This is a genomic window from Janthinobacterium sp. P210006, assembly GCF_036231885.1.
GTDB classification, from domain to species: Bacteria; Pseudomonadota; Gammaproteobacteria; order Burkholderiales; family Burkholderiaceae_D; genus Janthinobacterium; species Janthinobacterium violaceinigrum.
The window spans coordinates 628784-641344 of record NZ_JAZARD010000004.1 but is presented as its reverse complement, the minus strand read 5'-3'; the positions used below and the strand labels follow the sequence as shown (position 1 = coordinate 641344).

The following is a 12561-nucleotide window of genomic DNA, read 5'->3' as shown; positions in this document are numbered from 1 at the left end:
CACGTGGAACCGTTCAGCCTTGCTGCTGGCTTGCCAGTCCCAGGCTCACGAGCAGCGACAGGCTGGACACGGCGGCCAGTACGCGGAACGTGCGCGCATCTTGCCGGTACTCGCGCACGGCCGCATACGCGAGGCCAACACCCATCACGATGTTGAGGAAGAGCAGGTTTCTCATTCCCACTCCAGCGCGCCGCGTTTCCATTCATAGGCCAGGCCGATGGCCAGCACGCTCAAGAAGCCCATGACGGCCCAGAAGCCATGCAAGCCCAGTTCATTGACGTTGGCCGCCCACGGCATCAGGAAGATCACCTCGATATCGAACAGGATGAACAGGATGGCCACCAGGTAGAAGCGGATGTCGAACTTCATGCGCGCGTCGCCGAACGCTTCGAAGCCGCATTCATACTGCGACAGTTTTTGCGGATCCGGTTTGTGCGGACCCAGCACGCGTCCCAGCAGCATGGGCACGATGCCGACCAGGATGCCGACGAGAATGAACAGCAGGACGGGAAAATAGTTTTCGAGGAGCATGGGGATTCCTCTCAATGGCTGGACGACATTTTCATCAGTACGATGCCGCACACGATGAGGACGGCAGCGCACACGCGCATGGCATTGAGCTGCTCGCCCAGAAAGACGATGCCGACGATGAAGGCGCCGACGGCGCCGATGCCCGTCCAGATCGTGTAGGCGGTGCCCAGGGGCAGGGTGCGCATGGCCAGCGACAGCAAGCCGAAGCTGGCGATCATCATGACGATGGTAATGACGGAGGGGGTGAGTTTGGTGAAACCCTCGGAGAGTTTCATCGAGTATGCCCACACGACTTCAAACATGCCGGCAATGAGTAATAGTATCCAGGCCATGGCGGCTCCTTATACAGAGCGGGCCGTCCCGGTGTGTTCCCATGATGGGGGAGGCCGTCCTCCTGGATGCTCGTCCCGATGGCCACTGGCGTGATCACGGATGCGGACGATGGGGCAATTGTAGCAAACATTTCACGCTACCGCAGCCCTCTGCCTGGCCACGGTTCGTGTTCCACGTGAAACACAAACGGCCGTTGCCATGCCACTGCTGAGTAAAAATTAAGCAAAAAATGGCCCGTGGAAGGTTGCGCTCGCAAAAAGACTCTATAATCGGAGCTCTCTTCCCGCATTTTTACTTGCACTGTTACCTATTTATCATGTTATTTCCTACAGAATTCGACGTCATCGTTGTCGGTGGTGGTCACGCCGGTACCGAGGCGGCCCTCGCTTCCGCCCGCATGGGGCAGAAGACGCTATTGCTCACGCATAATATTGAGACACTGGGCCAGATGTCGTGCAATCCCTCCATCGGCGGCATCGGCAAGGGCCACCTGGTCAAGGAGGTCGATGCCATGGGCGGCGCGATGGCGATTGCCACCGACGAGTCCGGCATCCAGTTCCGTATACTGAACTCTTCGAAAGGCCCGGCAGTCCGCGCCACGCGCGCCCAGGCCGACCGTATTCTCTACAAGGCCGCCATCCGCACGCGCCTGGAAAACCAGCCGAACCTGTGGCTGTTCCAGCAAGCGGTCGACGATCTGATCGTCGAAGGCGACCGGGTCGTGGGCGCCGTGACGCAGATCGGCCTGAAGTTCCTGGCGCGCGCCGTGGTGCTGACGGCGGGCACTTTCCTCGACGGCAAGATCCACGTGGGCTTGAACAACTACTCGGCTGGCCGTGCCGGCGATCCGCCCGCGATCTCGCTGTCGGCCCGCCTGAAAGAGCTGAAACTGCCGCAGGGCCGCTTGAAAACGGGCACGCCGCCGCGCATCGATGGCCGCACGATCGACTTTTCCGTGATGCAAGAACAGCCGGGCGACCTCGATCCCGTGCCCGTCTTCTCGGTGATGGGCAACACGGCCATGCACCCGCGCCAGGTGCCATGCTGGGTCACGCACACGAATAGCCAGACGCACGACATCATCCGCGCCGGCCTCGACCGCAGCCCCATGTACACGGGCGTGATCGAAGGCGTCGGACCCCGTTATTGCCCCTCGATCGAAGACAAGATCCACCGCTTCTCGGGCAAGGAATCGCACCAGATCTTCCTCGAGCCGGAAGGCTTGACGACGCACGAGTTCTATCCGAACGGCATCTCGACGAGCCTGCCGTTCGACGTGCAGATCGCCCTGGTGCAATCGATGAAGGGCATGGAAAACGCCCACATCCTGCGTCCCGGCTATGCCATCGAATACGATTATTTCGACCCGCGCGGCCTGAAAGCGTCGCTGGAAACGAAGGCCGTCGCCGGCCTGTTCTTTGCGGGCCAGATCAACGGCACCACGGGCTACGAGGAAGCGGCCGCGCAAGGCATGCTGGCGGGCCTGAATGCGGCCTTGCTGACGCAGGACAAGGAAGCCTGGGTACCGGGCCGCTCCGAGGCCTATCTGGGCGTGCTGGTCGACGATCTGATCACCCAGGGCGTGCAGGAACCGTACCGCATGTTCACCAGCCGCGCCGAGTACCGTTTGAGCCTGCGCGAAGACAATGCCGACATGCGCTTGACGGAAATCGGCCGCGCGCTGGGCTGCGTGGGCGACGTGCAATGGCAGGCATTCGAAACCAAGCGCGAAGCGGTGGCGCGCGAGCTCGAGCGCCTGCGTTCCACGTGGGTCAACCCGCGCATCCTGGCGGCCGCGGAATCGGAACGCATCGTTGGCCAGGCCATCGAACGCGAGTATTCGCTGGCGGACCTGCTGTGCCGCCCGAACGTCGCCTACGACACCTTGATGAGCATGACGGGCATGGAAGGCCAGGCCCTGGCCGGTCCCGGCGTGGAGGATCCTGCCGTGCGCGAGCAGGTGGAAATCCAGCTCAAATATGCGGGCTACATCGAGCGCCAGAGCAAGGAAATCGAGCGCCACGAACACTATGAAAACCTGGCCTTGCCGGCCGGTTTTAACTACCTGGATATCGGCGCGCTGTCGGTCGAAGTGCGGCAAAAACTCGACAAGCAGCGCCCGGAAACCCTGGGCCAGGCATCGCGCATATCCGGCGTGACGCCGGCGGCGATTTCGCTGCTGCTGGTCCACCTGAAAAAGCGCGGCTTCGGTGCCGCGCAGACCACCACTTTAAAGGACGAGGTTGTTGAATGAAGCAGTTTGACCGGGCCGCATTGGCCCAGATTTTGAATGAAGGCATCGCCGCGCTGGGGCTGGACCTGAGCGCGGATCAGACGGAAAAACTGCTCGATTACCTGGCCTTGCTGGCCAAATGGAATAGCGTGTACAACCTGACGTCGGTGCGCGATCCCCTGCAGATGCTGACCTTGCACGTGCTCGATTCGCTGGCCGCCGTACCGGCGTTCGCGGCGGCGAAAAACGTGCTCGACGTGGGCGCGGGCGGCGGCTTGCCGGGCATGGTGCTGGCCATTGCGCGGCCCGACGTGAAGGTGTCGATGATCGACACGGTGCACAAGAAGACGGCTTTCCTGACGCAAGTGAAGGCCGAACTGGGCTTGAGCAACGTGACCGTGTACACGAAACGCGTGGAACAGCTGGAAGTGCAGCAGAAATTCGATGTGATCACCTCGCGCGCCTTTGCCGACCTGTCCGACTTCGTCAACTGGTCGGGCCACGTGCTGGAAGAGGGCGGTCAATTCATCGCCTTGAAAGGGGTGGCGCCGCCAGACGAACGCGAGCGACTGCCAGCGGAATGGCGAGTAACGGAGCTACGCGCAATTGCGGTGCCAGGGCTAAATGCAGAGCGTCATCTGGTCTTTATAGCAAGAGTTTAAGGATTGAAAAAATAAACGGTGTAAATCATATAAACGGTTTATACGGTATAAATTATATAAACCGTATAAACGATTTATATCGTATAAATGAAATAAACAGTATAAATCGTTTCGGCCGGATGCCGGGGCGCACGATGAAGTTTGCACCTATTTACAACTAGAAGATACATGGCCAAAATTTTTTGTGTAGCAAATCAAAAGGGTGGTGTTGGTAAAACCACAACAAGCGTCAACCTCTCCGCCGGTCTGGCCAAGTTGAACCAGCGCGTGCTGCTGGTCGACCTCGACCCGCAGGGCAATGCGACCATGGGCGCCGGCATCAACAAGGCCGGCTTGAAGGCGTCCACCTATGAAGTGATGCTGGGCGAGTCCGATGTCAAGACGGCACGCCAGCGTTCGGAAGCGGGGCGCTTCGACGTCCTGCCGTCGAACCGCGAGCTGGCCGGCGCCGAAGTGGAGATGGTCGAGCTGGACAACCGCGAACGCCGCCTGAAGGATGCGCTGGCCGAAGTCGACGGCGAATACGACTTCATATTAGTAGATTGCCCACCGGCATTATCGATGCTGACCCTGAACGGCCTGTGCGCCGCGCATGGCGTGATCATCCCGATGCAGTGCGAGTACTACGCGCTGGAAGGCTTGTCCGACCTGGTCAACACCATCAAGAAGGTGCATGCGAACCTGAACCCGGACCTGAAGATCATCGGCCTGTTGCGCGTGATGTTCGATCCGCGCATGACATTATCGCAACAGGTATCGGCCCAGCTGGAGCAGCACTTCGGCGACAAGGTCTTCAATACCATCATCCCGCGCAATGTGCGTCTGGCCGAAGCGCCGTCGTACGGCTTGCCTGGCGTGACCTTCGACCCCAGCTCGAAAGGTGCGCAGGCGTATATCGCCTTCGGCGCCGAGATGGTCGAACGCATCAAACATATGTAAACAAGGGGCGAGCGCCTGCACATTATGATGTAAGCGCTTACTCTGAAAACACGATTAGGACAGCATGGCTACGAAAAAATTAAAAGGACTGGGTCGCGGACTCGACGCCTTATTGGGCGGCGGCGGCGACTTTGCCAGTCCGGACACGAATCAACCGTCGAACTTGCCCGTGTCACAAATGCAAGCCGGCAAATACCAGCCCCGCACGCGCATGGACGAGGGGGCCCTGAATGAACTGGCCGCCTCGATCAAGGCGCAAGGATTGATGCAGCCTATCCTGGTGCGCCCGATCGGGCAGGACACCCTGAGCGGCGTGATCAAATATGAAATCATCGCCGGCGAACGCCGGTTCCGCGCCTCGCAGCTGGCGGGACTGACGGAAGTGCCGGTACTGGTGCGCGATGTGGACGACCTGGCCGCCGCGGCCATGGCGCTGATCGAGAACATCCAGCGCGAAGACTTGAATCCGCTGGAAGAGGCGCAGGGCATCCACCGCCTGATCGCCGACTTCAATTTTACGCATGAGCAAGCGGCCACTGCGCTGGGACGCTCGCGCAGCGCGGTGTCGAACCTGTTGCGCCTGATGAACCTGGCCAATCCCGTGCAGACCATGCTGATGGCCGGCGATATCGACATGGGCCATGCGCGCGCGCTGCTGGCCGTCGATGCGGCCAGCCAGATCACCCTGGCCAACCAGGTGGTGGCCAAGCGCCTGTCCGTGCGCGAAACGGAAAAGCTCGTCACGCGCACGGTCGAGGAAGCGGCCAACCCCGTCGAGCCGCGGCAGAAGGAAAAGTCCGGCGACATGGCGCGCCTGGAAGAAGAGCTGTCCGATGCGCTGGCCACGCCCGTGGTATTCAAGATGGGGAATAAAGGCCGGGGCCAATTGGTGATCGATTTTGCCGATCTTGACGTGCTCGATGGATTATTGACGCGCTTGCGTGGTTAAATAGCAAGTTGGCAAAGACGGGAAAATGGCAAGCCACAAGCGCTCTGGACAAGCTGTCAACGCTTTCCAGGCGCAGTGCATAATTCCTTGATAACACGGCTGGAAGCGGCCAGACAAGCGACTTTGCCATATAGTGGTGCAAAAGGCGGCGAATAGTCGGTAAAGCGTCAGTTTCACGCAGCAATTGCCCTGCTGCGGTGCAGCAACGTTTGACTCTATAGATCAAAGCCAACTATAATCCCGTGTCTTTGCGTGTGTAGATTTTTCTGGGAACCTGGCAATTGAGTGATTCAAAACAAAGTATTGCCAAACCCGTCTACAAAGTAGTTGCATTGCAGCTAGCAATCGCTATCAGTTTTGCCACCGTCACCCTGTTTTTTGGCGGCAGTGTCAGAGGCTGGTCCGCCGCATACGGCGGCGCTATCGCAGTCATCGGTAGCCTGGTGTATGCCCTGTTGGTGGTTCGCGGTTCTAGCGACGCCAATAAGGCATTCCGGGCGCATTTGCGCGCAGAAGTGGTGAAAATATTTATCACAGCGGTGCTGTTTATATTGGCACTGGTGTTGTTTCAGTCGGCCGCCTGGTTATGGCTGATCTTGGGTTTCGCGGTGGCAACCTTAGCATACTGGTTTTCATTGCTCGCTGTTTAATCATTGGTTTTGGGGCCGGTTGTGCTCTGAAACGACAAATCTAAATTCATTATGACCACAGAACACGCTATTGAAGCGGGCCATGCTGCCCCGGCCAACGCCACAGAATACATCAGTCACCATCTGGCCCACCTGAGAAGTGCCGACGGCATGATCAATCTGGATACGTTCTGGATTTCGGCCATTCTGGGCTTTGTTTTCCTGGCTGTTTTCTATATGGCGTCGCGCCGCGCGACGGCTGGTGTCCCTGGCAAGTTGCAAAACTTCGTCGAAATGGTCATGGAAATCGTCAATGACACTATTAATGGGGCCTTCCACGCGAAAAGCAAGGTCATCGCACCGCTGGCCATCACAATTTTTGTGTGGGTCTGGCTGCTCAACGCGATGGACTTCCTGCCGGTTGACCTGTTGCCGAAGATTCTGAGCTGGTTTGGCGTGCATAAACTGCGCGCCGTGCCGACCGCCGACGTCAACCACACCTTCGCCATGTCGCTGTCGGTCGTGCTGTGCGTGATCGCGTTCTCGATCAAGGCCAAGGGCCTGGGCGGCTGGATCAAGGAACTGTTCACGGCACCGTTCCATGCGAGCGGCCTGATCGGCACGATCGCCCTGGCGCCTGTCAATTTCCTGCTGCAAATGGTTGAGTTGGTTGCCAAACTGATCTCCCTGTCGCTGCGACTGTTCGGCAATATGTATGCCGGCGAACTGATTTTCATCTTGATCGCGTTGTTGCCTTGGTGGGCACAGTGGGCGTTGGGTGGTCCATGGGCAATTTTCCATATCTTGATTGTAACTTTGCAAGCTTTTGTGTTTATGGCGTTGACGGTTGTGTATCTGAGCCTCGCGGTTGAGAAACATTAATCATTAACTTTATATTTTGTTTTTTTAGTATCTTTCGTTTTTAAATTTAGGAGAATTTTATGCAAGCTCTGATCGCACAAGTACAAAGCATGACCGTTCTGGCAGCAGCAATCATCATCGGCCTGGCCGCAATCGGCACCGCTCTGGGCTTCGCTATCCTGGGTGGCAAATTCCTGGAAGCTTCGGCACGTCAACCAGAACTGATGCCACAACTGCAAACCAAACTGTTCGTTATCGCTGGTCTGCTGGATGCTATTTCGATGATCGGCGTTGGTGTTGCTCTGCTGTACACGTTCGCTAACCCGTTCCTGTCCGCTCTGACGGCTGTTGCTCAGTAATTCGCTCCAACCCTAGGAGAAACTTTTAGTTAGGAGCAAAGGTATGGACATCAATATGTCGCTCATCGGCCAGATGATCACCTTCGCGGTGTTGGTCTGGTTCTCGATGAAGTTCGTATTTCCAGCGCTGAACAACGCGCTGGATGAGCGTGCCAAACGAATCGCGGATGGATTGGCTGCGGCCGATCAAGGTCAGGCTTCGATGGCTGTCGCTGAAAAGCGTGCGCAAGAGGCATTGAACAGTGCACGTGAAGAAGCGTCGCAACGCGTTGCGGACGCTGAAAAGCGCGCGCAGCTGGTTGCTGAAGAGATCAAGCAAAATGCACAAGCTGAAGCTGCGCGTATCATTGCGCAAGCCCAGTCGGACGCAGAACAGCAACTGTCGAAAGCACGCGAACAATTGCGCGCTCAGGTGGCTGACCTGGCTGTCAAGGGTGCCGAGCAGATCTTGAAGCGTGAAGTAAACGCTACGGCTCACGCCGAAATGTTGCAGCGTCTTGCTGTCGAGCTGTAATCATGGCAGAACTCGCAACCGTCGCCCGTCCCTACGCGGAAGCTTTGTTCCGCGTAGCCCAAGCTGGTAAGGAGTCAAGCAACCTCGCGGCGTGGTCCGAACTGGTGTCCGAACTGGCACAGATCGGTAGCCACCCCGAGGTACAGGCGTACGCGCGCAATCCGAAAGTTTCGGAAAGCGACGTCGCCGCCACCATCCTGTCGTTGTTGAAATCGCCGCTCAATGAGGAAGTGAAAAACTTCGTCACGATGTTGATCGAAAATGGCCGCATCAGCCTGCTGCCGGAAATCGGCGCGCAATTCCATACGTTGAAAAACGGTCTGGAAGGTGCGGCTGACGCCGAGATCACGAGCGCTTTCGATCTGAGCGAAGGCCAAACGGCCGAGCTGGTCGCAACGCTGGAAAAGAAATTCAGTCGTAAGCTCAACCCTGCCGTCACAGTGGATCCATCGCTGCTCGGCGGCGTGCGCGTGGTTGTTGGCGACCAAGTGCTCGACACCTCGGTGCGCGCCAAGCTGCAGCAACTGCACGCTGCACTGGTGTCGTAAGACACGCGCTTCGGCAGGCCAGCTTAGACAGACCCTTACCCCTCGCGCAAGCTGAGAGAAACACTTTTAGGAGTTAGTATGCAACTCAACCCATCTGAAATCAGCGAGTTGATCAAGAGCCGGATCCAAGGTCTTGACGGCGGCGCTGAAGTGCGTAATCAAGGCACGGTTATTTCCGTCGCCGACGGTATCTGCCGCATCCACGGTTTGTCGGACGTGATGCAAGGCGAGATGCTGGAATTCCCAGGCAACACGTTTGGCCTGGCAATGAATCTGGAACGCGACTCCGTCGGTTCCGTGATTCTGGGTGCCTACGAGCACATCTCCGAAGGCGACACGGTGAAATGCACCGGCCGCATTCTGGAAGTGCCAGTCGGTCCTGAGCTGCTCGGCCGCGTTGTGAACGCGCTGGGTCAGCCGATCGACGGCAAAGGCGCCATCGACACCAAACTGACGGCCGCGATTGAAAAAATCGCCCCGGGCGTGATCGCCCGCGAGTCCGTGTCGCAACCGATGCAAACCGGCCTGAAGTCGATCGATGCGATGGTTCCAGTTGGCCGCGGCCAGCGCGAACTGATCATCGGCGACCGTCAAACCGGCAAGTCGGCTGTGGCGATTGATGCGATCATCAATCAAAAAGGCCAGGGCATGAAATGTATCTACGTCGCGATTGGCCAAAAAGCCTCGTCGATCAAGAACATCGTGCGCTCGCTGGAACAGCACGGCGCGATGGAATACACCATCGTTGTCGCCGCTTCCGCTTCGGAATCGGCCGCCATGCAATACATCTCGCCGTACTCCGGTTGCGCCATGGGCGAATACTTCCGTGACCGCGGTGAAGATGCACTGATCGTCTACGATGATCTGTCCAAACAAGCTGTTGCATACCGTCAAATCTCGCTGCTGCTGCGCCGTCCACCAGGTCGCGAAGCGTACCCAGGCGACGTGTTCTACCTGCACAGCCGCCTGCTGGAACGCGCAGCACGCGTGAACGCCGACTACGTCGAGAAGTTCACCGACGGCGCCGTCAAAGGCAAGACCGGTTCCCTGACGGCACTGCCGATCATTGAAACGCAAGCTGGCGACGTGTCCGCATTCGTTCCAACCAACGTGATTTCGATTACCGACGGTCAGATCTTCCTGGAAACCTCGCTGTTCAACGCCGGTATCCGTCCTGCAATTAACGCCGGTATTTCCGTATCGCGCGTCGGTGGCGCCGCCCAGACCAAGGTCATCAAAAACCTGTCCGGCGGTATCCGTACCGACTTGGCGCAGTATCGTGAACTGGCCGCGTTTGCGCAGTTCGCATCGGACCTGGACGAATCGACCCGCAAGCAGCTGGACCGCGGCGCGCGCGTAACGGAATTGCTCAAGCAAGCCCAGTACTCGCCACTGTCGATCTCGCTGATGGCCGTATCGCTGTTCTCGGTGAACAAAGGCTTCATGGACGACGTGCCAGTCAAGCAAGTGCTGTCGTTCGAAGCTGGTGTCCACGCTTACATGAAGACCAAGCAAGCTGCTCTGCTGGCCAAGATCGAAGAAACCAAGCAACTCGACAAAGACAGCGAAGCAACTCTGTCGGCGGCCATTGCTGATTTCAAGAAATCCGGCGCATATTAAGCGGCCAGGCGGCGCCCACCTTTGAGTGAGGCGCCGCCCTACGCGCAGAAGGAGTAAGGACTCATGGCATCAAGCAAAGAGATACGAGGCAAGATCAAGAGCGTAGAGAATACGAAGAAGATCACCAAGGCGATGGAAATGGTCGCCGCGTCCAAAATGCGCAAGGCGCAAGACCGGATGCGGGCCGCCCGTCCCTACAGTGACAAGATTCGGAATATCGCCGCCAATCTGGCGACCGCCAATCCGGAATACACGCACCCGTTCCTGGCAGCTGCCCAGGGTACGCAAGCGAAGGCAGTGGGTTTCATCGTTGTCACGACCGACAAGGGTCTGTGCGGCGGCATGAACACCAACATCCTGCGCCAGGTGACGTCGAAGTCGCGCGAGCTGGAAGCAGCTGGCAACCGGGTTGAAGCAGTTGCCATCGGTAACAAGGGTTTGGGTTTTTTGAATCGCATCGGCGTCAAGATCATTGCGCACGCCATTCAAACCGGTGATACGCCCCACCTGGACAAACTGATCGGACCTGTCAAGGTCATGCTCGAAGAGTTCCAGGCAGGCAAGATCGATGCAGTGTACCTGTGCTACACCAAATTCATCAACACGATGAAGCAGGAACCAGTCGTGGAGCAATTGCTGCCCCTGACGGCCGACAAGATGGTCGCCGACAAGGGTGCCCACTCGTGGGATTACATCTACGAGCCGGATGCGCAAAGCGTGATCGACGAATTGCTGGAGCGCTATGTAGAAGCGCTGGTGTACCAGGCAGTCGCGGAGAATCTGGCGTCCGAGCAATCGGCACGGATGGTCGCGATGAAAGCTGCAAGCGACAACGCGGGTAGTGTGATCGGCGAATTGAAGCTGATCTACAACAAGACCCGCCAAGCTGCGATTACCAAAGAACTCTCCGAAATCGTCGCCGGTGCGGCTGCGGTTTAAACGAATTTAACTATATTGAAGGAACGAACATGGCTGATGGCAAAATCGTTCAGTGTATCGGCGCTGTGGTGGACGTTGAGTTTCCCCGCAACGCGATGCCTAAGGTATTTGATGCCTTGAAGATGGCAGGCTCGGAACTGACCCTGGAAGTACAACAGCAGTTGGGCGACGGCATTGTCCGTACCATTGCACTCGGCTCGTCCGATGGCCTGCGTCGCGGCATGATGATCCAGAACACCGGCAAACCTATCATGGTGCCAGTCGGTAAAGCAACCCTGGGTCGCATCATGGACGTGCTGGGCAACCCGATCGACGAATGCGGCCCTGTGTCGCACGAGCAGATCGCGTCGATCCACCGCACCGCTCCTGCATACGACGAACTGTCGCCATCGCAAGAACTGCTGGAAACCGGCATCAAGGTGATCGATCTGGTTTGCCCGTTTGCAAAAGGCGGTAAAGTGGGTCTGTTCGGCGGCGCTGGCGTAGGCAAGACCGTGAACATGATGGAACTGATTAACAACATCGCCAAGGCACACAGCGGCGTGTCCGTGTTTGCCGGCGTCGGTGAGCGTACCCGTGAAGGTAACGACTTCTACCACGAGATGGCTGACGCGAAAGTGGTCGATCTGGAAAACCCGGAGAACTCCAAAGTCGCGATGGTTTACGGTCAGATGAATGAACCGCCAGGTAACCGTCTGCGCGTTGCGCTGACCGGCCTGACGATCGCTGAATCGTTCCGTGATGAAGGCAAGGACGTTCTGTTCTTCGTCGACAACATCTACCGCTTCACGCTGGCCGGTACCGAAGTATCGGCACTGCTGGGCCGTATGCCGTCGGCTGTGGGTTACCAACCGACCCTGGCTGAAGAAATGGGCCGTCTGCAAGAGCGTATCACGTCGACCAAGACCGGTTCGATCACCTCGATCCAGGCCGTCTACGTTCCAGCCGATGATTACACCGATCCGTCGCCTGCTACCACGTTTGCTCACTTGGATTCGACCGTTGCGCTGTCGCGTGACATCGCTTCCCTGGGTATCTACCCAGCCGTGGACCCACTGGATTCGACCTCGCGTCAGCTCGATCCGTTGATCGTCGGTCAAGAGCACTACGACACCGCGCGTGCCGTGCAAACGACCCTGCAGCGCTACAAGGAATTGCGCGACATTATCGCGATTCTGGGTATGGACGAACTGGCACCGGAAGACAAACTGCTGGTCGCCCGCGCACGTAAGATGCAGCGTTTCCTGTCGCAGCCTTTCCACGTCGCTGAAGTCTTTACCGGCGCACCTGGTAAATACGTTTCGCTCAAAGACACGATCAAGGGCTTCAAAATGATCGCTTCGGGCGAACTCGATCACCTGCCGGAACAAGCGTTCTACATGGTCGGCACGATCGAAGAAGCAATCGAAAAAGCCAAGAAACTTAACTAAGTTAAGTCTGGGCC

At 57.8% G+C, this 12561-nt stretch carries 15 protein-coding genes; 12 read left to right on the top strand and 3 right to left on the bottom strand.

Annotated features, from left to right (window positions below; all coding sequences use genetic code 11):
* Positions 1-13: 13 nt before the first annotated feature.
* The 3 genes from VPH41_RS22690 to sugE are packed head-to-tail and all read right to left on the bottom strand — an operon-like array spanning position 14 to position 863.
* Positions 14-175, bottom strand: a complete 162-nt coding sequence (locus tag VPH41_RS22690; protein WP_287776533.1) for a hypothetical protein — start codon at positions 173-175, stop codon at positions 14-16.
* On the bottom strand, positions 172-531 hold the full coding sequence (locus VPH41_RS22685) for an NADH-quinone oxidoreductase subunit A (RefSeq protein ID WP_152283850.1): 360 nt from the start codon (positions 529-531) through the stop codon (positions 172-174). Before VPH41_RS22685 ends, VPH41_RS22690 begins: the two co-directional genes overlap by 4 nt.
* Positions 532-542: 11 nt before the next feature.
* On the bottom strand, positions 543-863 hold the full coding sequence (sugE, locus tag VPH41_RS22680; RefSeq protein ID WP_152283851.1) for a quaternary ammonium compound efflux SMR transporter SugE: 321 nt from the start codon (positions 861-863) through the stop codon (positions 543-545).
* Positions 864-1180: 317 nt separating this feature from the next.
* Between sugE and mnmG the strand changes: the two genes are divergently transcribed.
* The 12 genes from mnmG to atpD all read left to right on the top strand — a co-directional run bounded on the left by mnmG (position 1181) and on the right by atpD (position 12547).
* Positions 1181-3118 (top strand): tRNA uridine-5-carboxymethylaminomethyl(34) synthesis enzyme MnmG, encoded by a 1938-nt coding sequence (gene mnmG / locus VPH41_RS22675; RefSeq protein ID WP_328571566.1) that lies wholly within the window; start codon positions 1181-1183, stop codon positions 3116-3118.
* A complete protein-coding gene (rsmG, locus tag VPH41_RS22670) occupies positions 3115-3759 on the top strand; it encodes a 16S rRNA (guanine(527)-N(7))-methyltransferase RsmG (RefSeq protein WP_152257816.1) in 645 nt (214 codons plus the stop codon). The genes mnmG and rsmG overlap by 4 nt, the downstream gene beginning before the upstream one ends.
* A 168-nt stretch (positions 3760-3927) precedes the next feature.
* The gene (locus VPH41_RS22665) at positions 3928-4698 is read left to right on the top strand and encodes a ParA family protein (protein ID WP_034752687.1); all 771 of its coding nucleotides are present in this window, start codon (positions 3928-3930) and stop codon (positions 4696-4698) included.
* A 64-nt stretch (positions 4699-4762) separates the two neighbouring features.
* Positions 4763-5647: a ParB/RepB/Spo0J family partition protein gene (locus tag VPH41_RS22660; RefSeq protein ID WP_152283853.1), complete on the top strand. Its 885-nt coding sequence runs from the start codon at positions 4763-4765 to the stop codon at positions 5645-5647.
* Positions 5648-5928: 281 nt separating this feature from the next.
* The gene (locus tag VPH41_RS22655; protein WP_328571565.1) at positions 5929-6297 is read left to right on the top strand and encodes an ATP synthase subunit I; all 369 of its coding nucleotides are present in this window, start codon (positions 5929-5931) and stop codon (positions 6295-6297) included.
* A gap of 51 nt (positions 6298-6348) precedes the next feature.
* Positions 6349-7158, top strand: a complete 810-nt coding sequence (gene atpB / locus VPH41_RS22650) for a F0F1 ATP synthase subunit A (RefSeq protein WP_046681851.1) — start codon at positions 6349-6351, stop codon at positions 7156-7158.
* A gap of 59 nt (positions 7159-7217) precedes the next feature.
* The gene (atpE, locus tag VPH41_RS22645) at positions 7218-7496 is read left to right on the top strand and encodes a F0F1 ATP synthase subunit C (RefSeq protein WP_034752695.1); all 279 of its coding nucleotides are present in this window, start codon (positions 7218-7220) and stop codon (positions 7494-7496) included.
* Between the two features lie 43 nt (positions 7497-7539).
* Positions 7540-8010 (top strand): F0F1 ATP synthase subunit B, encoded by a 471-nt coding sequence (locus VPH41_RS22640; protein WP_034752697.1) that lies wholly within the window; start codon positions 7540-7542, stop codon positions 8008-8010.
* A 2-nt stretch (positions 8011-8012) separates the two neighbouring features.
* Positions 8013-8558 carry a F0F1 ATP synthase subunit delta gene (locus tag VPH41_RS22635; protein WP_034783838.1) on the top strand — a complete coding sequence of 182 codons (546 nt, stop codon included), beginning with the start codon at positions 8013-8015 and terminating at the stop codon, positions 8556-8558.
* 78 nt (positions 8559-8636) lie between these two features.
* Entirely contained in the window at positions 8637-10178 is a 1542-nt protein-coding gene (atpA, locus tag VPH41_RS22630; RefSeq protein ID WP_077398373.1) for a F0F1 ATP synthase subunit alpha, read from the top strand.
* A gap of 63 nt (positions 10179-10241) precedes the next feature.
* The gene (gene atpG / locus VPH41_RS22625) at positions 10242-11117 is read left to right on the top strand and encodes a F0F1 ATP synthase subunit gamma (RefSeq protein ID WP_034783836.1); all 876 of its coding nucleotides are present in this window, start codon (positions 10242-10244) and stop codon (positions 11115-11117) included.
* A 29-nt stretch (positions 11118-11146) separates the two neighbouring features.
* Positions 11147-12547 carry a F0F1 ATP synthase subunit beta gene (gene atpD, locus VPH41_RS22620; protein ID WP_034752705.1) on the top strand — a complete coding sequence of 467 codons (1401 nt, stop codon included), beginning with the start codon at positions 11147-11149 and terminating at the stop codon, positions 12545-12547.
* Positions 12548-12561: the final 14 nt, after the last annotated feature.